This is a genomic window from Bifidobacterium sp. LH_413 (genome assembly GCF_056357015.1).
This window is the reverse complement of the sequence record NZ_JBKEVK010000001.1, coordinates 1,012,157-1,034,579: the sequence shown is the minus strand read 5'-3', so window position 1 is coordinate 1,034,579 and position 22,423 is coordinate 1,012,157. Positions and strand designations below refer to the sequence as shown.

18 protein-coding genes and 2 rRNA genes are annotated in these 22,423 nt (G+C 66.3%); 16 read left to right on the top strand and 4 right to left on the bottom strand.

All coding sequences use genetic code 11. The annotated features are described in order from the left end of the window. From AC1AYN_RS04295 to AC1AYN_RS04265, 7 genes are all read left to right on the top strand, one after another. Positions 1-268: ribosomal RNA gene (locus tag AC1AYN_RS04295) — 23S ribosomal RNA — on the top strand; the annotation flags it as partial. A gap of 167 nt (positions 269-435) precedes the next feature. Further along, positions 436-552: ribosomal RNA gene (rrf, locus tag AC1AYN_RS04290) — 5S ribosomal RNA — on the top strand. Positions 553-726: 174 nt separating this feature from the next. Beyond that, positions 727-2,208: a DUF1846 domain-containing protein gene (locus tag AC1AYN_RS04285; RefSeq protein WP_476532277.1), complete on the top strand. Its 1,482-nt coding sequence runs from the start codon at positions 727-729 to the stop codon at positions 2,206-2,208. Between the two features lie 126 nt (positions 2,209-2,334). Beyond that, positions 2,335-4,197: a DUF6020 family protein gene (locus AC1AYN_RS04280; RefSeq protein ID WP_476532276.1), complete on the top strand. Its 1,863-nt coding sequence runs from the start codon at positions 2,335-2,337 to the stop codon at positions 4,195-4,197. Continuing rightward, entirely contained in the window at positions 4,194-5,708 is a 1,515-nt protein-coding gene (locus AC1AYN_RS04275) for a lipopolysaccharide biosynthesis protein (RefSeq protein ID WP_476532275.1), read from the top strand. The genes AC1AYN_RS04280 and AC1AYN_RS04275 overlap by 4 nt, the downstream gene beginning before the upstream one ends. Further along, complete coding sequence (locus AC1AYN_RS04270; protein ID WP_476532274.1) at positions 5,708-6,760, top strand: glycosyltransferase family 2 protein; 1,053 nt, start codon at positions 5,708-5,710, stop codon at positions 6,758-6,760. The genes AC1AYN_RS04275 and AC1AYN_RS04270 overlap by 1 nt, the downstream gene beginning before the upstream one ends. Before the next feature lie 5 nt (positions 6,761-6,765). Continuing rightward, the gene (locus AC1AYN_RS04265; protein ID WP_476532273.1) at positions 6,766-8,883 is read left to right on the top strand and encodes a hypothetical protein; all 2,118 of its coding nucleotides are present in this window, start codon (positions 6,766-6,768) and stop codon (positions 8,881-8,883) included. 52 nt (positions 8,884-8,935) lie between these two features. Here the strand turns inward: AC1AYN_RS04265 and AC1AYN_RS04260 are convergent, their stop codons facing one another. Together AC1AYN_RS04260 and AC1AYN_RS04255 are read right to left on the bottom strand one after the other, a co-directional pair. Then, the gene (locus AC1AYN_RS04260) at positions 8,936-10,417 is read right to left on the bottom strand and encodes an ATP-binding protein (RefSeq protein ID WP_476532272.1); all 1,482 of its coding nucleotides are present in this window, start codon (positions 10,415-10,417) and stop codon (positions 8,936-8,938) included. An 87-nt stretch (positions 10,418-10,504) separates the two neighbouring features. Next, positions 10,505-10,756: a helix-turn-helix transcriptional regulator gene (locus AC1AYN_RS04255; protein ID WP_476501584.1), complete on the bottom strand. Its 252-nt coding sequence runs from the start codon at positions 10,754-10,756 to the stop codon at positions 10,505-10,507. 234 nt (positions 10,757-10,990) lie between these two features. Between AC1AYN_RS04255 and nhaA the strand changes: the two genes are divergently transcribed. Then, the gene (nhaA, locus tag AC1AYN_RS04250) at positions 10,991-12,358 is read left to right on the top strand and encodes a Na+/H+ antiporter NhaA (RefSeq protein ID WP_476532271.1); all 1,368 of its coding nucleotides are present in this window, start codon (positions 10,991-10,993) and stop codon (positions 12,356-12,358) included. A 134-nt stretch (positions 12,359-12,492) separates the two neighbouring features. Here nhaA and AC1AYN_RS04245 read toward each other — a convergent pair whose 3' ends face one another. Together AC1AYN_RS04245 and AC1AYN_RS04240 are read right to left on the bottom strand one after the other, a co-directional pair. Next, entirely contained in the window at positions 12,493-13,857 is a 1,365-nt protein-coding gene (locus AC1AYN_RS04245) for a nucleobase:cation symporter-2 family protein (protein WP_101623109.1), read from the bottom strand. Between the two features lie 86 nt (positions 13,858-13,943). Next, the gene (locus AC1AYN_RS04240; protein ID WP_476501586.1) at positions 13,944-14,525 is read right to left on the bottom strand and encodes a xanthine phosphoribosyltransferase; all 582 of its coding nucleotides are present in this window, start codon (positions 14,523-14,525) and stop codon (positions 13,944-13,946) included. Positions 14,526-14,696: 171 nt separating this feature from the next. Between AC1AYN_RS04240 and AC1AYN_RS04235 the strand changes: the two genes are divergently transcribed. From AC1AYN_RS04235 to AC1AYN_RS04200, 8 genes are all read left to right on the top strand, one after another. Beyond that, positions 14,697-17,369, top strand: a complete 2,673-nt coding sequence (locus tag AC1AYN_RS04235) for an ATP-dependent helicase (RefSeq protein ID WP_476532270.1) — start codon at positions 14,697-14,699, stop codon at positions 17,367-17,369. A gap of 211 nt (positions 17,370-17,580) precedes the next feature. After that, entirely contained in the window at positions 17,581-17,973 is a 393-nt protein-coding gene (locus AC1AYN_RS04230) for a DUF4418 family protein (RefSeq protein ID WP_476532269.1), read from the top strand. Positions 17,974-17,993: 20 nt separating this feature from the next. Further along, complete coding sequence (locus tag AC1AYN_RS04225; RefSeq protein WP_476501589.1) at positions 17,994-19,211, top strand: ABC transporter permease; 1,218 nt, start codon at positions 17,994-17,996, stop codon at positions 19,209-19,211. Position 19,212: 1 nt separating this feature from the next. Beyond that, a complete protein-coding gene (locus tag AC1AYN_RS04220) occupies positions 19,213-19,971 on the top strand; it encodes an ABC transporter ATP-binding protein (protein WP_476532268.1) in 759 nt (252 codons plus the stop codon). Positions 19,972-20,184: 213 nt separating this feature from the next. Next, entirely contained in the window at positions 20,185-20,811 is a 627-nt protein-coding gene (gene rpsD, locus AC1AYN_RS04215; RefSeq protein WP_101623104.1) for a 30S ribosomal protein S4, read from the top strand. Between the two features lie 169 nt (positions 20,812-20,980). Then, on the top strand, positions 20,981-21,655 hold the full coding sequence (locus AC1AYN_RS04210) for a histidine phosphatase family protein (protein ID WP_476501591.1): 675 nt from the start codon (positions 20,981-20,983) through the stop codon (positions 21,653-21,655). A 36-nt stretch (positions 21,656-21,691) separates the two neighbouring features. Continuing rightward, the gene (locus AC1AYN_RS04205; protein WP_476501592.1) at positions 21,692-22,084 is read left to right on the top strand and encodes a DUF948 domain-containing protein; all 393 of its coding nucleotides are present in this window, start codon (positions 21,692-21,694) and stop codon (positions 22,082-22,084) included. Continuing rightward, positions 22,084-22,320: a hypothetical protein gene (locus AC1AYN_RS04200; RefSeq protein ID WP_476501593.1), complete on the top strand. Its 237-nt coding sequence runs from the start codon at positions 22,084-22,086 to the stop codon at positions 22,318-22,320. Before AC1AYN_RS04205 ends, AC1AYN_RS04200 begins: the two co-directional genes overlap by 1 nt. Positions 22,321-22,423: the final 103 nt, after the last annotated feature.

Sequence of the window (22,423 nt, the reverse complement as noted above, 5' to 3'; positions counted from 1 at the left end):
CTGAGGAGACCTGCCCATAGTACGAGAGGACCTGGGTGGACGAACCTCCGGTACGCCGGTTGTCACGCCAGTGGCACCGCCGGTTGGCTGCGTTCGGAAGGGATAACCGCTGAAAGCATCTAAGCGGGAAGCCCGCTCCAAGATAAGTATTCCCAGGGAACCACGGTTCCTGAGACCCCCCATGCAGAACACGTGGTCGATAGGCCGGACGTGGAAGCCCCGCGAGGGGTGGAGCCGACCGGTACTAACGGGGAAGCGCGACACACAATCCCAACCCTGTTGGGACGGCATCAACCTCTTTCTGCGAATGCACGCGACACGGAGCAACCGTGACGTCACAACCCAAGCGATCAACAGCGTCCACCATCCGGTCCCCAAACCACCAGCCCAAGGGACACGAGGAGGCAGAACCCCTCGCCCCGATAAGAGAAGATTTGCGGCGGTCATAGCCCAGGAGAGACGCCCGGTCCCATTCCGAACCCGGAAGCTAAGACCTGGCACGGCGATGGTACTGCACCCGAGAGAGTGTGGGAGAGTAGCACGCCGCCGCATCATACGATAAGGACCCCCGGTCGAGCACACGCTCCCGGGGGTCCACGCATATCTACGCAACCATTCCACGACCCTCCCGATGACGTGACGGGCCGCATGAATCGGTATAATGCTGTGGTCATGTTTCAGGGCCGGACCATGCCGTTCCGCCGTTCGAAAGGGTTGCCACAGCATATGCGACAGGGATTCGACAACGACAAGTACATCGAGCTGCAGGCTGCGAGGATCAAGGAGCGCATCGCACGCTTCGGCGGCAAGCTCTACCTTGAATTCGGCGGCAAGCTGTTCGACGATCATCATGCGTCGCGCGTGCTGCCCGGATTCGAGCCGGACGTGAAGTTCCGCATGCTGAAGAGCCTCTCCGACGACGTGGAGATCGTCATCGCGGTGAACGCGAACCACATCGAGAAGGCAAAGACACGCGGCGATCTCGGCATCACCTACGACGAGGACGTGCTGCGGCTCATCGACGTGTTCCGTTCGCGCGGCTGCTACGTGGGCTCTGTGGTGCTCACCCAGTACGCCGGACAGCCGGCCGCCGACGCATACCGTCGCCGGCTCGCGCGTCTCGGCGTCACCTGCTACCTGCACTATCCGATCGCCGGCTATCCGCATGACATCGAACGCATCGTCTCCGATGAGGGATACGGGCGCAACGACTACATCGAGACCAGCCGTCCGCTCGTCGTCGTGACCGCGCCCGGCCCCGGATCGGGCAAGCTCGCCACCTGCCTGTCGCAGCTCTACCATGAGCACAAGCGCGGCGTCGAAGCCGGTTATGCGAAATTCGAGACGTTCCCCATCTGGAACCTGCCGCTTAACCATCCGGTGAACATCGCCTATGAGGCGGCCACCGTCGACCTGGACGACGCGAACATCATCGACCCGTTCCATCTGGAGGCGCACGGCGAGACCACCGTCAACTACAACCGCGACGTGGAGGCGTTCCCCGTGCTCAAGGCGCTGATGGAACGCATCATGGGGGAGAGCCCGTATCAGAGCCCCACCGACATGGGCGTCAACATGGCCGGCTACGCGATCGTCGACGACGAGGCGTGCCGTGAAGCCGCGGACATGGAGATCGTGCGCCGCTACTTCACCGCCGCCGTGAACTTCAAACGGACCGGTGCCGGTGAGGAGCAGATCGAACGGTTGCGTTCCATCATGAAGAAGGCCGGCGTGGACGAGGATCTGTCTCCGGCGCGCGCCGCCGCGTTGCGCCGCGAGGAGGAGACCGGTGCCCCGGCCGGCGCGATGGTACTGCCCGACGGACGCGTCGTCACCGGCAAGACGGGTGTGCTGCTCGGCGCCGCCAGCGCCCTGCTCATGAACGCGTTGAAGGCCGTCACCGGCGTGGACGCCGATTTGCCGGTGATCGACGACAAGGCGATCGAACCAATCTGCCGTCTCAAGACCGAGCATCTCAACAGTGTGAACCGTCGTCTCCACTCCGACGAGACGCTCATCGCCCTGTCCATCACGAGCGCCGAAGACGAGACCGCCGCACGCGTGATCGCCGGACTGGAGCGATTGCGTGGCTGCGACGCGTTCTTCTCGGTCATCATCTCCGCCGCCGACGAGGCGCTCTACCGCAAGCTCGGCATCAACGTGTGCTGCGAACCGAAGTACGAGTGTCTGAGCCTCTACCACAAGTAGACCGCTGCATACGCACCGGTGCATACACCGGTTCCGACGCGGTGGATGTTACCGGTGCGCCAGCATTGGATGAACTTTAGGCCAAATGGAACGTAGCGGCATGCCGGCGCGCCTATCGTCGTAACCATGTTGTTGGGGAGTATCGGACCGTCGGCCGTGGCGCGGCTCGCGTCGTGCGCCGCCGGCGGTCTGGTGATCTCCCTCGCCGACCGTATGGCCGTGCGCGCCGTGGCCGGTCCGCTCGACGGCGGCTTCTGGCTGGAGATGTGCGCGGTCGCCGGAGTCCTGTACGTGGCGTTCACCGCGGGCGAATGGCTGTTGTCCGTCCGACTGCGTGTCGGAATGCCCGACGGTCTCCCCGAGCCCGCGAGACGGTTCGTCGCCCGTGCGCGCGGGGGATTCGACCGGTTCGACACGCTCCGCGCACCTGTGAGACTGGCGGTCTGCGCGACGGTTATCCTCGTATGCTGGCTGCCGGTCATCGTGATGATGGCTCCGGGCACGATATGGTACGACACGGGCGATCAGATCGTCCAGTTCCTCGCCGTCGTCTCGCCGGACGGGACCACGGGCGCGGTGTCCGCCCATCATCCTCTGCTGGACACCATCGTCTTCGGAACGGCCGCATGGATGGGGGAGAGCCTGTTCGGCGGCTACGGCGCCGGCCTCGCCTGCTATCTCGCCGTCCAGGTGATCGTCACCGGCATGGAGTTGGCCGGCATGTGCCTGTACGCGCGCCGTATCGGGTGCGGTCGCGCCGCCTCGACGTGCATGCTGCTGTTCTTCGCCGTATTCCCCGCGTTTCCGATCTTCACGATGTCGATCGTGAAGGACACGTTGCACATGATGGCGCTCATCCCGTGGCTCGTCATGGTCGCTGAGTCGACGCGCACGCGTCTCGCCGCATTCGATTCGCGGCGTTTCCTCATCGGCTTCATCGTCGTTTCGACGCTGTGCGCGCTCACCACGATGACCGGTCTGGTTATCGTCGTCCTTACCCTGGCCTGTCTGCCGTTGCTGCGCGCGCGTCGCAGCCGGCGGATCGCGGCGTTCGCCTGCATGCTCGTCGTGGCGTTCGTCTCCGTCGTGGCGTTCCCGGCGATGGTGCGCGGCCCGCTTCACGTGCGCGGGGAGGATGCGAACCAGCTGCTCGTCGTCCCCATGCAGATGACCGCACGCTACGCGCTCGACCATCCCCATGACGTGACCGACCGGGAACGTCGGATCATCGACCGGGTCAACCGCGTGCCGTATGAGCGGATGGCGTCACGCTACAACCCGTATCTCGCCGACCCCGTCATCCAGTATTCGCTGCGCGACCCCGCGGCCGTGCCCGAATACCTGCGCGTCTGGGCCGCCATGGGATCACGGCACCCGGACTCGTACGCCGCCGCGTTCGCCGCCTTGGAATCCGGGTGGTTCTCGCTGCGCCGCACGCCACTCAACACCACGAACCGGGGCATCTCCCTGGACCGGTTGTCCCGGCACGCGGACGAGGCGATCGGCAACACCATGTGGTTCCAGATCAACGACGCAATCAGCCCGTCGTTCCGCCTTCTGGCGAAACGCTCGCCCCGCTTCACCGTCGACCGTCCCGCCGTCTACCGGCTCTGGGACGCATGGCGTACGACGCCGATCCTGAACCTTCCCACGTTCACCGCGATGTGGACGTTCATCCTGCCGTTGTTCCTCGCCTTCCGCCTCATCGGCCGCGCCGGACGACTGCGGGAGCGGGCCTCGGCCCTCCCTCAGTCGTCGCCGCGCCGCGCATGGTGGCCGTTCGCGATTCCGCTGTTCTGGTCGCTGCTCTCGTTGCTGCCGAACGCGATCTCGATTCCGTTGAAGCCGACGGCCACACGCTACATGATGTGGGTGCCCGTCACGGTCATGCTGATGCTGGCGCTGCTCCGCGCCGACATGGTTGCGCCGGAACGGCTGTGGAACGACAGGCGCGGCACGGAACGGAGCGTCAGGAGGGCCGACGCATGAGACGCGGCCTCGTCCTCAACCTGATCAGCAACATCGCGTTCTTCGTCGCCGGATACGCGATCCACTGGTTCCTCGGCGGATTCGCCTCGCCCGCCGACTACGGCGTGGTCGGCACGGTCATCACCGTGCTCGACTTCGAATACCTGTTCGTCAGCAACGGAGCCCGGCAATCCCTGTCACGCAACATCGCCTCCCACCGTCATGACGGCCGTCAGGTGATTGTGCGCACGCTCGCCGTGCAGGCGTCCATCGTCGCCGTGTTCTTCCTCATCGACTTCGCGGGGGCCCCGCTGTTCGGCCTCATGCTCGGCGACGGAACGCTGGACCGCTATTTCCGCTACGCCGCGTTCCTCGTGCCGGCCAACGGACTGTACGTCGTCATGCTCGGCATCAACGACGGGCTCCAACGGTTCGGCCGCAGCGCGTTCCTCTCCACGTTCTACCCGATCGTCAAATTGGGCACGATCCCGCTCATCATCCTCGTGTTCCCGCACGAGCCGGTCATCGGCGTCGAAGCCGGCTACTGCACCGCCATGATCCTGACCATCATCATCGGCCTCATCATGCTCCTGCCCGCATGGAACCTGCTGCCCGACGGCGACGGCACGCCGTTCCCGTGGCGCGACGCCACGCACGGCACGCTCTCGTTCTCCCTGTTCTTCATCATGGCGTCGCTGGTCCTGAGCGTCGACACGCTCGTCGTCAAGGCCGAACTGCCCGACCGGATGGCCGGATACTATACGGGCGCCATGAACTTCGGCAAGACCACGTACTACCTGCTGCAGGCGTTCTCCGTGATCATCCTGCCGGTCGTCTCCCGTCTGATCGCCGAGGACGCGCGCGACGAGGCGCTCGCCAAGGCCCGCGGCCTGTTCCTGCTCGTGTTCGCGCTCGTCGCGCCGATCGCCGCGACGATCTCCGCCACCGCCCCCGACCTGCTCGCCGCGTTCTACTCGTCCGCCTACGCCACCGCCGCGCCCGCCCTGTCGTGTCTCGCGTTCTCGAGCTTCTTCATGGGCGTCACCGTGATCCTCAACATGACGCTCAACGCCGAGCGGGATACGCGCTTCTCCGACCTGCTGTCGCTCGTCTCCCTCGCCGTGGTCGTGCCGCTGTTCGTCGCATCGGCCCGCTACGGCGGCATCACGGCGCTCGCCGCTTCCAGCATGGTCGCGACGTCCGCGGCCATGGCCGTCTCGTACGTCGAGGTCCGCCGCCGGTTCGGCGACGTGATGAGCCGTCGCGCGTGGGCGGCGATCGGCTGCGACGCTGTGTTGTGGATCGTCATGGCCGTGGTCTCGCGGACGGCCCACGTGACGGACTTCGTCGCGCTCATGGCGGTGTACGCGGTCGTCTACGTCGCGTTCGCCGCCGTGCTCGTGCGGATCGGTGTCCTCGACGTGCGCGGGATCGCGATGATGTTCGCGAAACGGACGGAGGACGCCGACGGATCCGTGACCCGCGCGATTGCGACAAGGAACACCCTAGCCAAGGGAAAGGATGGCGACTGATGCATGTGTTCGTCCAGATACCCTGCCTCAATGAGGCCAAGACGCTTCCGCTCGTCATGGCCCGCATGCCGAGGCGCATCCCCGGTGTCGACCGGCTCGACGTGATGATCATCGACGACGGATGCACCGACGACACGGTCGCCGTCGCGCGGAGTCTCGGCATCCGCCACATCGTGCGCCACAACGGCACGATGGGGTTGGCGCGGGCGTTCCGCGACGGCGTCGACTACGCGTTGAAGCACGGCGCCGACATCGTCGTCAACACGGACGGCGACAACCAGTACCCGTCCGAACGCATCGGCGACCTCGTCCGCCCGATCATCGAAGGCCGGGCCGACATCGTCGTCGGAGACCGGCAGACCGCCACAATTAAGGAGTTCAGCCCGTTCAAACGGCTCATGCAACGGTTCGGCTCATGGGTCGTCAACCGTGCCGCCGGAACGGACATCCCCGACGCGGCGAGCGGCTTCCGCGCCTATTCGAAACGTTCGCTTCTCCAACTCAACATCGTCACCGAATTCAGCTACTGCATGGAGACGATCATCCAGGCCGGATACAAGCGCATCGCCATCACCTCCGTGCCGATCGTCACCAATCCGAAGACGCGCAGATCGCGCCTGTTCCACAACATCTTCGAACACATGGGCAAATCCGCCGGCGCGATCGTGCGCAGCTTCCTCATGTTCCGGGCCCACTCGGTGTTCACGTGGTCCGCGATCCTGCCCGGCATCGCCGCCCTCGTCGTCTTCGTACGCTATCTCACGTTCTTCTTCGCCGGACAGGGACGCGGCCACATGCAGTCGCTGCTGCTCGGCGTCATGTTCTTCATCTGGATGGTCGTCTCCCTGCTGCTGCTCATCGTCTCCGAAGTGCTGCGCACCCAGCGCAAGCTCGAGGAGGACGAGCTGGAACGCGTCAAGGAGATCGCGTACGCGCCGGCCTCCCGCCGCCTGTGGACGGACGCCGACGGCGATGCCGTGGACGGCGATGACGACAGCCTGGTCCCCGGCGCGGTGGCGGACGATTCCGGATCGAAGGGAGGAACGCGGTGAACCCGATGCCGGATCTCCGACGTTTCGCATCCCGGCTCTCGCCGTGGACGAGACCCTGCGTGGTCGCGCTCGCCGTGATCGTCGCGCTCGAACTGTTCGTGTTCAACCTGCCGTTCTGGCAGACGCTCGGCTCGACGCCGCGGACGGCGCACGACGAGGGTTTCGGCAACGGCCTCGTCGTCGAAACCGGCGGCACCGCCGTCGTCACCGACCCGGACCACGCGTGGCGCGACATCTCCTCCGACGAGCCGATCGACTACCTGTACATCGGCCACGCCGCATCCGAACGCCCCGGGCAGAACGACGCGGTGCGCTGGCAGGTGTCCACGATGAAGCCGACCGACTCCGGCTGGTACGACGCCAACGCCGACGTCGGCTATTCGCCGTCCGCCGAACACTCCCGATACCAGCGCATCGGCGACGGCTCCACGCACGTGCGCCTGCGCTACCAGACGGACAAGGGCGCGGTCATCCCGATCAACACGATCACCGTCAACCCGCACGTGCCGATGCGGTTCGACCCCATCCGCCTCGTCGTCGAGATCCTCATGGCGCTCATCATCATCGCCTTCCGGCCCGCATCGCCCTTCTACCGCATGCGGCTCGCCTTGCGCCGCCGATCTACGATCGTGCCGCTCGCCGTATGCGCCGCGGTCTCATGCATCCTGCCGCTCGCCCTGTTCGCCATGGCCGCGCCGCAGGAAAGCCCCGAACCCGTGTACTGGGATTTCTTCGCCTCCTATCAGGCGACCGACCAGTACCAGCGGCTCGCCGACGCGATCCTCCACGGCAGGACGTGGCTCGACTATCCGGTCAACGACGCGCTCGCCGCCATGGGCAACCCGTACGACACCCGCGCGCGCACGATGACGGCTCTCGACAGTCCGGACACGCCCGTCTACTTCGACGTGGCCTTCCACAATGGCCGGTACTACTCGTATTTCGGCGCGCTCCCCGCGCTGCTCCTGTTCGCCCCGTTCAAAGCGGTCACCGGCATGCGCCTGCCCACGAACGCGGGAGTGGCGATCGCCGTCGCCCTCGCATCCGCGGCGACCACCCTGTTCGCCATCCAGCTGGCGCGCCTGCTCGCACGGCACCGCTCCGTCTCGCTCGGCGCGGCCATGCTCGGCGTGACCGCCATGATGTTCGGCAACGGCATCGCCATGCTCGTCCAGCTCGGCCTGTTCTACCAGATCCCGCAGGAGATGGCCGTGGCGTTCGCCTCGCTCGGCCTCGCGCTGTGGATCGAGGCGAAGCTGCGCGGCCTGGAGAACCACCTGCCGCTGCTCGCCGCCGGATCGGCGTGCATGGCGCTGACCATCGCCTGCCGGCCGCAGGTCATCCTCGCCACGTTCATCGCCATCCCCTTGTTCGCCGACGAGATCCGCGACCTCTGGTCACGCGGGCTGCACGACGCGCGGGCGCTGACGCATGAGACCCGCGTGTGGGCGTGTGCCGCCGTCCCGTACCTGGTCGTCTTTCTGCCACAATTCGCCTACAACCAGGCGCGGTTCGGCAGGTTCACCGACTTCGGCGCGAAATACAACCTCACCGGATACGACATGACGAACACGCATCCGCCGTTGACCCAATACCTGTCGTTCGTATTCCAATACCTGTTCCAGCCGCCGAACCTCACCGCGCATTTCCCGTTCGTCCAATTGCAGAGCGTGCCGTTGACCACGTGGCGGAGCGAACACCCCATGTTCGGCGGGTGGCTGTTCACCGCCGCGCCGTTCGCGCTCCTGCTGTTCACGATGCTCGTGTGGCGGTTCGCGCTGCGCCGCGTCGCCGCCACACGTCTCATCGTCGGCGCGCTCGCCGCATCCGCGCTGACGTTCCTCATCGACGCGCGCGTCCCCGGCGTCGACTTCCGCTACGAGATCGACTTCGGCTTCATGATCATGACCGCCGTGCTCGTCCTGCTCTACGCGGTCGACGGCGCGGCGAACCGGGCGGGGTATGGTCCGTGGCGGGACGTGACGCGGCGCCTCACCTTCGGATGGTTCACCACCGGAATCGCGGCCGCCTTCCTGTTCCTGTTCTTCAAGCAGTTCGCCTCGGGCATGAACATGCCGGCCGCCATCTGGTGGGACACGGCCTCCTGGTTCGTGTTCATGTGACGCGACGTACGATTCACGCGCCGTATGATACGCGGCGTATACGCCTGCCGGGTCAGGCGCCCGCCAGCCGGTAGCGTTGGGTCGGGTCGTCGCGGAAACGCACCTTGGTGACCCGCCCTTCGCGTATCAGTTCGCGCATGCCGGTGGTCACCGCCAGCGGCGTCAGCTGCAGCTCGTGCAGGATCTCCCGGATGCTCATCGCCGAATGACGTTCCAGCACGGCCGTGATCGCCTTGGCGATGTCGCTGGGCGTTCCGGCCACGGCGGTCCGATGCCGGGTGATCGTCATCGTGAACGTGTTGATCGTATTGCGCGTCGTCGCCGGTTCGATGCCCGCCTCGCGCAACGTGGCGGCGATGCGCTGGTATCCGTCGCCGCCCTCCGGGTTCACATAGCCGCCGCCCGGATAGGGGGTGGATTCAAGCAGGGTGAACAGGAACTGGTTGCGGGTGGAGACGAACGGCACGCCCGTGACCGGATGCGGGTTGGCGAGCACGTCATGCGTCACCGTGCCGTAGAGACCGCCCGGATTCGTGATCTCGATGCGGTCGGTGAACACGTTGATGTTGACCTGCGTGCCGCGGGCGTCGGGGGAGTAGTCGCGGTGGGTGAGCGCGTTCGCGATCGCCTCCCGCAGCGCCACGGGCGGATAGTCGGGCTTCTTCGCGCCGATCCAGTGCATGAGCGCGTCGACCGCGTCGTCGATCATCACCGGAATCGGCCCGACGATGGTCTGCGAGGCGACGAGTCGTTCGTCGCCGCGGAACACGTCGTCACGGCTCGTGCCCGGGAACACTGCGATGGAGACGCTCAGACGCGGATAGTATTTCTGCGGGTAGCGGCCGAGCGCGAGGAGACCGGCGAGCGTGGGTCGCAGCACGCCGCCCACCGCCCTGACATCGGAATCGTCATGGCGCAGCACCTCCAGATCGAGCAGCATGTCGGTGTCGCCGCGACCGGCGAACACGTGGGGATGCTGCCGTCTGACCCGCTCCAGCAGCCCCGCGACGAGACCGGGGTCGAGGTCATCGGGCGTGGCGCGCGGCACGACGTCCAGATCGTAGGTGGGTTGCAGGTGCTCTTCGATGAGCCGGTCCACCTCGTAGGAGGTCATATGCCGGTCGCCGTCGCCGGTGCGGATATAGGAGCCGCCGTACGGCCCTCGTTCGGTGATGAAGCAGGGCTTGTCGCGGGGGATCATCTCGTCGATGCGGGCGAACACGAGGTTCGCGCCTTCGAACGGGCAGGTGACAATCACCGGGCGCACGACCGGCGTCATCTTCTCGCACGCCTGGCTCAGCGCCTCCTGCATGGCGCGCGCGTTGAACCCTTCGACCGGCGTGAACCCGTTGCGTTCGCTCAATCCGAGGATGATCCAACCGCCCGAGCCGTTCGAGAACGCGGACAGCGTGTCCGTGATCGTGGACGAGATGCGCCGCGCGCACTCCTTGACCTCGCACTGCTGCGTGTCGTTGCCGATCAGACGCATCAGACCGATCAGTTCGGTCATCTTCGCGGTGTAGTCATCGACCATGGCGGGCCTCCTTGCCACCATTGTGCCGTATGCGAGGCGGCGTCCGGTGCACGTGCGTCGGTTCGCCGTCGGCCGTTCACCCGGAATTCACGCGTCGAAGCTGATGGTGAGCGTGCGGCCCATGCCGTGCGCGAGCGCCTCCAACGTCTTGAACGACGGGTTGATGTGCGCCTGTTCGATGCGTTGGATGGTGATGCGCGAGACGCCGGTCGCGTCGGCCAGCTGCTGCTGGGTCATCCCCGACTCCTTGCGCGCCTTGAGCAGCGCCGCGCCCACCTCCGGGTAGACGCGCGGCTTGTCGGATGCGGATGCGTCGCCGTCGATTGTTGTCTCGGTCATAGTCGTCACAGCCTTTCTCACGGTGTCCCTGCCCATCCAACATACCGCATGCCACGGTGCGATCGGACACGTTCCCCCGTCCGTCCGCGACCGGACGGTTTCGCGGGCGGCTGAGGGATGTTTGGGGGAGTCCGGTAGAGTGGATGGGTTGAATCCTCGCGGCCGCGCATGACGGGCATGGCAAGTCATGCCGGGCGGCCGACTCCATTCACCCCAAGCAGTCAGGAGCCTCACATGACCTCACACCCTCCGATTCACGAGGGTATCCTCGAACTGGGCGCCGTCAGGATACACAAGGGCAAACGCCGCCTCATCCGGTTCACCCACTCGTCGACGCGAGCCACCATGCTCATGGTCGGCGCCGCGCTCGCCGCGTTCCTCATCGAGAACACGCCCGCATTGCCGTACTTCAACGAGTTCTGGCAGTCCGTGCATCTCGCGTTCTCCATCGGCCCGCTCCATGCGGACATCAGCCTCGAACACTTCATCAATGATTTCCTCATGGCCCTGTTCTTCCTCATGGTCGGACTGGAGATCAAACACGAGATGCGCGCCGGCGAGCTCACCGAACCGCGCAAGGCCGTCCTGCCGATCGTCGCCGCGGCCGGCGGCGCCGTCCTGCCCGCCCTCGTCTACCTCGCGGTCAACATGGGCGGCGAGCATGCGGGAGGCTGGGGCGTGCCCATGGCCAACGACATCGCCTTCTGCCTCGGTCTGCTCGCCCTGCTCGGCAGCCGCGTGCCCGCGGGACTGCGCGCCTACCTGTCCACGCTCACCATCGCCGACGACATGATCGCCATCGGCGTGATCGCCCTGTTCTACACGTCCGATCTGGATCTGCCGTGGCTGATCGCCGCGCTCGTCATGCTCGCCGTGCTGTTCGCGTTCAACCGTCTCCACATCCACGATCTGCCGCCCTATCTCGCGGTCGGATTCGTCATGTGGGTGTGCGTGCTGTTCTCCGGCGTGCACGCCACGCTAGCCGGCGTGATGCTTGCGCTCGCCATCCCGGCGCGCTCCGAGATCAAACTCGACCGGGTGGGCGCGTGGTTCGCGAAGCGCGTGCGTTCCGCCGAGGACCGTTACGATCCGGGCGAGCCGGACATCGCGCAGAAGGAGTATCTGCGCGAGGTGGAGTCCATTCGCCGCGTCTCCAGCGCCACCATCCCGCCGACGATCCGTCTGGAGAACGGTCTGCACACGTTCGTCTACTTCTTCGTGCTGCCGCTGTTCGCGTTCTCGAACGCGGGCGTCGTGCTGCACGGCATGTCCGTGGGCGAGATCGTGACGAGCCCGGTCGCGATCGGCGTGTTCCTCGGCCTGTTCGTCGGCAAGCCGCTCGGCATCTTTCTTGCCACGTGGGCGACCGTGCGTCTCGGCGTGTCCGGTCTGCCGGACGGCGTCAGGTGGGGGCATATCGCCGGCGTGTCCATCCTCGGCGGCGTCGGCTTCACGATGGCGATCTTCGTGACGAACCTGTCATTCGCCGACATGCAGACCGCGGCGGTCGCGAAGACCGCGATCCTCGCCGCGTCGATCCTCGCCGGAGCGATCGGCTTCCTCGTCCTGCGCCGGCAGGTGGCGGACACGGAGGAGGCATAGGCCTCCGGACCCATGCCGGAGGAGTCCCGGATAAGCAACAGGTACGCGAAAGGGCGGGGCCCGAACCATATCGGTTCGGGCCCCGCCCTTTCGTCATGCGGCCGGTCCCGTTTCAGGAACCGGCCGGAACGTCGTCACTCGGCGTCCGCCTGCTCCTTCGGAGCGGAGAGGAAGTGCTCCTCGCTCGGCAGCACGGCGTTGAGGATCACGGCGACGACGAATGCGACCGCGATGCAGTTCGAGGCGAAGATCTGCTGGAACAGCGCCGGGAACTGGTCGAAGATGTCGCTCACCTGCGTGAAGCCGATGCCGATCGTCAGGCTCAGCGCGGCGATCGTGATGTTGCGCTGCGTGAAGCCCGCCTCCGCGATCATCTGGAAGCCGGAGAGGATGATGTTGCCGAACATCATGATCGTGCAGCCGCCGAGCACCGCCTGCGGCAGCGAGTTGAACACCTCGGCGATGGCCGGCACGAAGCTCGCCACCACGAGAATCAGGCCGCCGGAGAGAATCACCTTGCGGTTGACGACCTTCGTCATCGCGACCAGGCCGATGTTCTGCGCGAACGAGGTGAGCGGCAGGCATCCGAACAGGCCGGACACGGAGGAGATGAGACCGTCGCCGGCGATCGCGCCCGCCGTCTCCTTCTCCGTGGGGAGCCTGTTCAGACCGACCTTGGTGAGGGCGGCCGTGTCGCCCAGCACCTCGACCGAGGAGACCACGTACAGCAGGCCGAGGGAGATGATCGCGCCCCAGTCGAACACCGGCTTGAACGGCATGAACTGCGGCACGGAGACGATGGCGAGATGCTGGAAGCCGGAGAAATCGACCTTGCCCATGCAGATGGCCGCCACATAGCCGACGACCAGGCCGAACAGCACGGACAGCTGCTTCGCAGTGCCCTTCATCAGCAGCTGGAACGCGAGGCAGGCGACCAGCGAGATCAGACCCAGCGTGAGGTTCTGCCACGAGCCGAAGTCCTTCGCACCGCTGCCGCCGCCGAAGCTCGTCGCGCCCACGTTGAGCAGCGAGAAACCGATCGACGTGACGACGATCGCCGAGACAATCGGCGGCACGAACCGACGCCAGTACTTCGCGGTCAGGCCGAGCACCAGTTCCAGCAGACCGCCGACCATGACGGCACCGACGACCGCGCCGTAGCCCTTGTCCGCGCAGATCGCGACCGCGGCCGCCACGTACGTGAACGAGATGCCCGTCACCATCGGCAGGCGCGAGCCGATGCGCCACGCGCCGTACAGCTGCAGGCAGGTGCCGAGGCCCGCCACCAGCAGGCCGGCCTGGATGACGGCGGCCGACTGGGCGGCGCTCATCTTCGCCGCCGAGGCGACGATGAAGATCGGGGCGAGGTTCGCGACGAACATCGCCATCACATGCTGCAGGCCGAACGGAATGCCCTTCCAGAAGGAGACCGGCGCGTCGAGGGAGGTCAGCGCCTCCATCGAGATGCCCGCCTTCCCGACGTTCTTCTTCTCTTCCATGATGTCCTCTCTTGATTCCTTGCGACATGAACGGCCCTCCCCGAGGATGGCCAAGGGGAGGGCGTGGTCACATCGTCATCGTACGGTCAGCGGCGGAACTCGATGTCGCCGGTCTCGGCGTCCATGCTCTCGACGATTGCGAGGGAATCCACGTCGTAGCCCTCCTCGCGCAGCCTGTCGCCGCCGCCTTGGAAGCCCTTCTCCACCGCGATGCCGATGCCCTCGACCACCGCGCCGGCCGACTCGCACAGGTCGATCAGGCCGCGCAGCGCCTTGCCGTTCGCCAGGAAGTCGTCGATGAGCAGCACGTGGTCGCCCGCGTTGAGGTACTTCTTCGCGACGATCACCGGGAACTCCTTCTGCTTCGTGAAGGAGTAGACGGTGGTCGTGTACTGGTCCCCATCAAGGTTGATGGACTGCGCCTTCTTCGCGAACACGACCGGCACGCCATCGAAATGACGGGCGGCGACGCAGGCGATGCCGATGCCCGACGCCTCGATCGTGAGGATCTTCGTGATGGTCTTTCCCGCGAAATGCTCGGCCCACGCGGCGCCCATGTGGTCGAACAGGGTCACGTCGCACTGGTGGTTCAGAAAGGCGTCCACCTTCAGCACGTCGCCCGGCTTGACCGTGCCTTCCCTGCGGATGCGCTCCTCGAGTTCCTTCATACAACCCCTTTGATGAATAACGGGTAACGGATGATTGAACCGACAGTCTACGCCGCGCGCATGACCTCCACGCCCCGTCCGCACGACGACGGCATGTGGTAGACATGGATGGCCGAAAACAGGGGGAGCGCGTCCCCCGGAAGAACCCATCAGACGACACAAGGGAGCAACGTGCAGCAGGATCCGGACGTCATCGCAAGAAGCGCCGACGAACTCGTCGGAGACCTCAATCCGCAGCAATCGCAGGCCGTGCAGTACCGCGGTCCCGCGCTGCTCATCGGCGCCGGCGCCGGATCGGGCAAGACCCGCGTGCTCACCCGACGCATCGCATGGATCCTGAGCCGGTTCGGCGCATGGCCCAGCCAGGTCCTCGCCATCACCTTCACCAACAAGGCCGCCGCCGAGATGCGCGAACGCCTCGAAACGCTCATCGGGCCCGTCGCCCAGCGCATGTGGGTGTCCACCTTCCACTCCGCCTGCGTGCGCATCCTGCGCCGCGACGGCAAGGCCATCGGGCTCAACAGCGGATTCTCCATCTACGACTCCGCCGACTCCGAACGCCTCGTCAAGATCATCGCCACCGAATTCAACATCGACGTCAAACGCTACACGCCGCGATCCATCCTCGGACGCATCTCCGACTACAAGAACCAGCTCATCGGCGTCCAGACGCAGCTCGCCCAGTACGCGCCCGACTTCAAACCCGGCCAGCGCGGCTACAAGATCGGCACCGTCGGCGACATCGAAGCGCTGTACGCGGTCGTCTACGCCGAATACCAGCACCGGCTCGCGCTCGCCAACGCCGTCGACTTCGACGACCTCATCGTGCGCACCGTCGAGCTGCTGCGCGACCATCCGGACGTCGCCGAGTACTACCACCACCGCTTCCGCTACATCCTCGTCGACGAGTACCAGGACACCAACCACGCGCAGTACATGCTCGTGCGCGAACTCGCCGGCGTCGACGCGGGGGAGGGGAAGGCCGTCGCGCCTTCCGTCCCGTCGCATGAGGCGACCGCCGGCCGCCAGGGGCCGGCGTGGATCACCGTGGTGGGCGACTCCGACCAGTCCATCTACGCGTTCCGCGGCGCCGACATCCGCAACATCCAGGACTTCGAGCAGGACTTCCCCGACGCGAAGACCATCATGCTCGAACAGAACTACCGTTCCACGCAGACCATCCTCGACGCGGCGAACGCCGTCATCTCCAACAACGAGGGGCGCAAGCCGAAGAAGCTGTGGACGGCGCTCGGCAAGGGCGAGCCGATCGTCGGCTATGCGGCCGACAACGCGCAGCAGGAGGCGCAGTGGGTCGCCGGCGAGATCGCCCGTCTCCACGCCGAGGAGGCCATCGCGTACTCGGACATGGCCGTCATGTACCGCGCCAACGCGCAGTCCCGCTCCCTCGAGGAGGCGCTCATCAACGCGGGGCTGCCCTACCAGCTGGTCGGCGGCACCAAGTTCTACGAGCGCCGCGAGGTCAAGGACGCGATGGCCTACCTGCAGGCCATCGTCAACCCGGACGACGATGTGAACCTCAGGCGCATCCTCAACGTGCCCAAGCGCGGTCTCGGCGCGCGCGCCGAAGGCATCATCCTCGACTACGCGCGGGCGCACGGGGCGAGCTTCTTCGCCGGCCTCATGCACATGGACGAGATCGAGGGCATCCCCACCCGCACGCTCAAGCAGCTGCACGCGTTCCGCGACCTCATGGGCGGACTGTCCGCGTTCGCGCGCGCCAACGAGACCAAGCCGAGCGAGATCGTCGCCGAAGTGCTCGAGAAGTCCGGCCTGCTCGAGGAGCTGCGCAAATCCACCGATCCGCAGGACGAGTCACGCGTCGAGAACCTCTCCCAGCTGCAGTCCACCGCCGCCGAATTCGAGCAGAAGACGCCGGACGCCACGCTCGCCGGGTTCCTCGAGACCACGGCGCTCGTCGCCGACTCCGACCAGTTGCCCGGCGAGAACGAGGATTCCGGCAAGGTCACGCTGATGACCCTCCACACCGCGAAGGGACTCGAATACCCGGTCGTGTTCCTGACGGGCATGGAGCAGGGCACGTTCCCGCATTCGCGTTCCATGGAGGACACGAGCGAACTGCAGGAGGAGCGCCGTCTCGCCTACGTGGGCATCACGCGCGCCAAGCGCCGCCTGTACGTGACGCGCGCCGCCGTGCGCGCCCAGTGGGGCCAGGCGGCGGACATGATGCCCAGCCAGTTCCTCGACGAGATCCCCGAGAACCTCATCGACTGGAAGCGCCGCGAGGCCGGCGTCGAACGCATGCGCTCCAGCTGGGACGACGACGAGTTCGGCGGATGGGATGACGGCATGCCCTCGTCCGGACCGACGTTCGGCGGCTCCTACGGCTCGTCGTCCTACGGTTCCGGTTCACGTTCGTACGGCGGTGGTTCGTCGTACGGATCGGGCTCGCGCTCGCGCTCGTACGGCTCCTCGTACGGTTCCGGCTCGCGCGGCTCGTCCGGTTCGTCGCGGCGTGGATCGGCCTACGGCTCGTCCACGTACGGCGGCTCCTCCGGCTCACGGTACGGCTCGGGCTCATATGGTTCGGGTTCCGGCTCGCGTTCCGGCAAGGTCACGACGCGACGTGTCACGCCGAAGGCCGCATCGTCGGGTCACGGCGTGCCGGCGTCCTCGCTGACGAAGGACAACGGCCTCGACGTCAAGGACTTCGCGATCGGGGACCGCATCACCCACGACCGCTACGGCATGGGCAAGGTCGTCGACGTGCAGGACAAGGGACGCAACTCGGTCATCACCGTCGACTTCGGCACCGACGGCGTCAAACGCCTCATGCTGCGCGTGGCGCCTATCGAGAAGCTCTGACGGCTTCCCGATAGGCGCCCTTCGCGGCCGCCGCCGCTCACCTCGCCTACGGACGTCCCACCGGGCAGTCCGTTCGACGGCCCGGCCATGGAAAAGCTCTGATTCCGTAGCAGACGGGCGGGCGACAGTCAAGACTTGTGTTCCATGGGATCATCTGCGCATAATGCCAGACGTTCCGGCAAACGGGACAGCAGCATAGGAAGAGAGAACCATGAAGAACAAGCTCATCGCATCCGTCCCGTCCATCGTCATCGGCGCCTTGACCGCCATCGCGCCGCAAACCTTCGCCCACGCCTGCACGGGTCACGGCGCGTTCGGCGCCTGCCACTGGTCGCAGCAGGCCGCCACCGGCATCGGCGTCGTGATCCTCGTTCTCGGCGTCATCGCCTTGTTCTCCGGACCGAAGACCCGCATGGGCCTCAACATCGCCGTCATCGCCGACTGTCTGCTGCTGCTCGCCGTGCCCACGATCCTCATCGGCGTCTGCCCGGGCGCGATGATGCACTGCCGCATGGTCATGCTGCCGACACTCATCGTGCTCGGCGTGCTCGGCATCGCCTTCGCGGCGGCCGGCGCATGGCTCGACTCCCGCACCCGCGCGTGACGACGCGACACGGCGACGCCATGGACACGCACGTCACGCTCCGCGACCTTCCCCTCGCGAACCTCGCACGCAAACCCCTGCGCACGACGGCGCTGCTCGCCGTCGTCACCGTACTCGCCGTCGCCCTGTTCGGCGGAACCATGCTCGGCATGAACCTCGGCAACGGCATGCGCAGCATGGAACGCCGGCTCGGCGCCGACCTCATGGTCGTGCCGCAGAACAGCGCGAACCAGGCCGAGGCGCTGCTCATCGGATCGAACTCCAGCACGTTCTACTTCACCCGCGACATCGCGCGCAAGGTCGAACGCGCCGACGGCATCGCACAGGCCACCGAACAGACCTACATCTCGTCGCTCGCCGCCGCATGCTGCGAGGAGAAGCTCCAGATCATCGGCTACGATCCCGCCACCGACTTCGTCATCGCGCCATGGGTGGCCTCCCAATTCCAAGGCGAGTTGGAGGACGGGCAGATGGTCGCCGGGGCGAACGTCAACGTCTCCACGGACGGCACCATCGAACTCTACGGACGCAGCTGGCCGGTCGTCGCCCAACTCGCGAACACCGGCACCGGACTCGACAACTCCGTGTTCATCAACCAGCGCACCGTGCCCGACATGGTCGAGGCGTCCGCCGCGGTCTCCAAGCGCGTCATGCCCGAGGAATACGCGGGCAAGGCCGTCTCCACCGTGATGATCAAGGTGAAGGACGGCTACGATCCGCAGACCGTCGCCGCGAACATCAAACGGCTCGACACGCGGTTCGCCGATCTCGGCTACGTGTATCCGGGAGGCGTGACCGCGACGACGAAGACCGCGCTGGACGCGCTGACCGGCTATATGGCGGCGTTCGTCGCCGCGTTGTGGGCGATGGGCGTCATCGTCCTGCTCGCCGTGTTCGCGGCCAGCGCCAATGAGCGCAAACGCGAATTCGCGTCGCTGCGCATCATGGGCGCCACACGCGGCATGGTCAACGGCGTCATCGCGAAGGAGGCCGCCGTCATCGGAGCGGCCGGCGGCGTGATCGGCGTCGCCTTGGGGGCTCTGGGCATCCTGCCGTTCAGCGCGCTCATCGGCAGCAGACTCCAACTGCCGTACCTGCAGGCCGGGCCCTGGACGGTCATCGGCCTCGCCCTGCTCGCCGTCGCCTGCTCCACGGCGGTGGGCGTCGTCTCGTCGTTCGCCGTCATGGGCAGGATCTCCCGCGGCGACGCCGACATCATCCTCAAGGAGGGACGCTGACATGACGGCCGAAACGGAGAAGCGAGACCCGGGCGCGACCCCGCTGCTGCGCATCGACGACCTGACCCGGACCTTCACGCGCCGTGGCAAGCCGTTCGACGCAGTGAGCCATGTGAGTCTCGACCTGGACGCGGGCAGATTCGTCGCCATTGTCGGGCGTTCCGGCAACGGCAAGAGCACGCTCATCAACATGGTCGCCGGACTCGTGCGGCCCACCGGCGGATCCGTCGAGGTGGACGGCGCGCGCGTCGCCGACCTCGACGACCGCGGGCTGTCGCTCCTGCGCAACCGGACCATCGGATTCGTCACGCAGGAGCAGACGCTGCTCGGCAACCTGCCCGTGCTCGATAACGTGATCCTGCCCGCCACCTTCTTCCCGGACGGGAAAGCCGGGTCGGAGCCGTCCGGGGAACGAGGCGACGGGGAAGGGGAGGGCCGCGATCCACTCGTCGACCGCGCGATGCGGCTGCTGGAACGGCTCGGCGTCGACGATCTCGCGGGATGCCTGCCGCGCGAACTGTCCGGCGGCGAGATGCGCCGCGTGTCGATCGCCCGCGCCCTCATCAACGATCCGAAGCTCATCATCGCCGACGAGCCGACCGGCGACCTCGATGCGGACAGCACCACGACGGTCATGCGTCTGCTGCGCGAGCGCGCGGATTCCGGCGTCGGAGTGCTCATGGTCACGCATGACGCGGACGCGATTGGCTACGCCGACACGGTGTACCGGATGGACGCCGGAACGTTGTCCCGGGCATAGGTGTAGATTAGTCGATTGGTGTCTGCCGCAAGGCGGACGTCATCTGGAGTCTTAGCCCGTCAACGGGTCGGCAGCCGGAATCGTCAGAATCCGAATGATACGGCCGCTCGTGAGCAATCACGATGAAGCGTTGGAGAGGCCCGACTCAGCGCGGGGCGCCGCACAGGCGCATCGCGTTCCGTTCAGATAACGACAGAAAGAGAACAAACCAAAATGACGAACGTTCAGCGTTCCCGCCGTCAGGTGCGCCTGTCCCGCGCCCTCGGCATCGCCCTGACCCCGAAGGCCCAGCGCATCTTCGAGAAGCGCCCGTACGCTCCGGGTGAGCACGGCCGCACCCGCCGCCGCACCGAGTCCGATTACGCGGTGCGTCTGCGCGAGAAGCAGCGTCTGCGCGCCCAGTACGGCGTGTCCGAGAAGCAGCTGCGCGCCTCCTACGAGAAGGCCACCCGCACCGCCGGCCAGACCGGCAACGCCATGCTGGCCGATCTCGAGGTCCGCCTCGACAACCTGGTCCTGCGTGCCGGCTTCGCCCGCACCACCGCCCAGGCCCGCCAGTTCGTGACCCACCGCCACATCCTCGTGGACGGCAACATCGTGAACCGCCCGTCCTACCGCGTCAAGCCGGGCCAGACCATCCAGGTCAAGGCCAAGAGCCAGACGATGGTCCCGTTCCAGATCGCCGCCGAAGGCGTCCACCGCGACGTCCTGCCCGCGGTCCCGGGCTACCTCGATGTGAACCTGGCCTCCCTCAAGGCCACCCTGACCCGCAAGCCGGAGGCCGAAGAGGTGCCGGTGCAGGTCAACATCCAGTACGTGGTCGAATTCTACGCCCGCTGATCCGGGCCCACTTCTGTATCCACATACAGTCAAGGACATACCGCCGAAACCCCGCGCCTCCCGGAAGGGACGCGGGGTTTCCGCGTTCCCGGGACCCCGGCGTGGCGGCCGTGGCGTCCGCCGGCCCCGGCCGGAGCCTTCGCGCCGCTTCCCGTTGTAGAGTGGTGCCATGATTCTCCACCTGCATCTCGTCCGCCACGGACAGACCACGTTCAACAAGTACAACCGCCTCCAGGGCTGGTGCAACGCCCCCCTGACCGAATCCGGACTCGCCGACGCCGACAAGGCCGGACACAAGCTCGAAGACCTCGACTTCGCCGCCGCCTACTGTTCGGACACCTCCCGCGCCGAGATCACCGCGAAACGAATCCTCGACATCAACGAGGCCGCCGGGCACCGCCGCCCCGAGCTCGTCGCCGACATGCACTTCCGCGAGCAATGCTACGGCTACTTCGAAGGACAGGACATGTCGCTCGCATGGACCGCTGCCGGCGGCCCCCACGGCGCGAAGAACTACAACGACATCGTCGCGAGGTTCGGGCTCGCCGCCACCCGCGATTTCCTCAAGGAGGCCGATCCGTTTCACGATGCGGAATCCGACGAGGAATACTGGAAGCGCGTCGAAGGGGCGTTCGCGCTCATCGCCTCGAACCCCGATCTCAAGGACGGTGACCACGTGCTCCAGATCTCGCACGGCAACACGCTGCTGAGCCTCGGGCACCGCTTCGGCGGCCCCGATCTCGACCTGAGCGAGCGTCCCGCGAACGGGTCCGTCACGCTCGTCGACTTCGATACGGACAAGCCGTTCGCCGAGGCGATCGCCATCGTGTCGTATGGCAAGTGATAGTCTTGTGCGGGTAACTGTGTACTAGGAGGCAATATGGGAGTTGGAGAGATCGCCGGTCTCGTCGCCGCGATAGCGTTCGCCGTGCTCGCCGGGTTCATGATCTATCCGCTGATCCGTCTGGGCAAGCTGTTCGACCAGATCGCCGACACCGTGCGCGAATCGGGCGAGCACGCCATCCCGGCGCTCGACGAGGGCGTCACCACCGTCAAGCAGGTCAACAAGTCGCTGGAGGACGTCAACAAGATCTCCGCCGCCGCCTCGACGACCGCGAACAACGTGGGCGCGCTCACCGACTTGTACGGCTCGTTCCTCGGCAAGCCGGTCATCAAGGTCGCCTCCGCGGCGTACGCCCTCAAGTCCACCGCGCAGTCCTTCCTCGTCCGCCAGTCCGCCGGGCGCCCCGACGACCAGGCCAAGGGGGAGTGATGTTCAAACGCATCTTCTGGGTCGGCCTCGGCTTCTCGCTCGGAGTCATCGCCGTCACCAAGGCCCAGGCCTACGTCAAGGCCAATACCCCGGACACGGCGCGGCAGTTCCTGCTCGGCCCCGATCAGGATCATGTCGGGATGAAGACGCTCGAAGGGCTCGTCAACGAGTTCAACGCCACGCGCCGAGCCCGCGAGGCTGAACTCAACAAGCAGTACATCGGCGAAGACCGCTGAGACGGTCCCGCGTCGTGTGCCGCCCGCGCCGTACGGGCGGCACACGCATGATGTAGGACGGTTACGGCGACGATACGTTCCCATAGGGCCCCATGCCCGCACA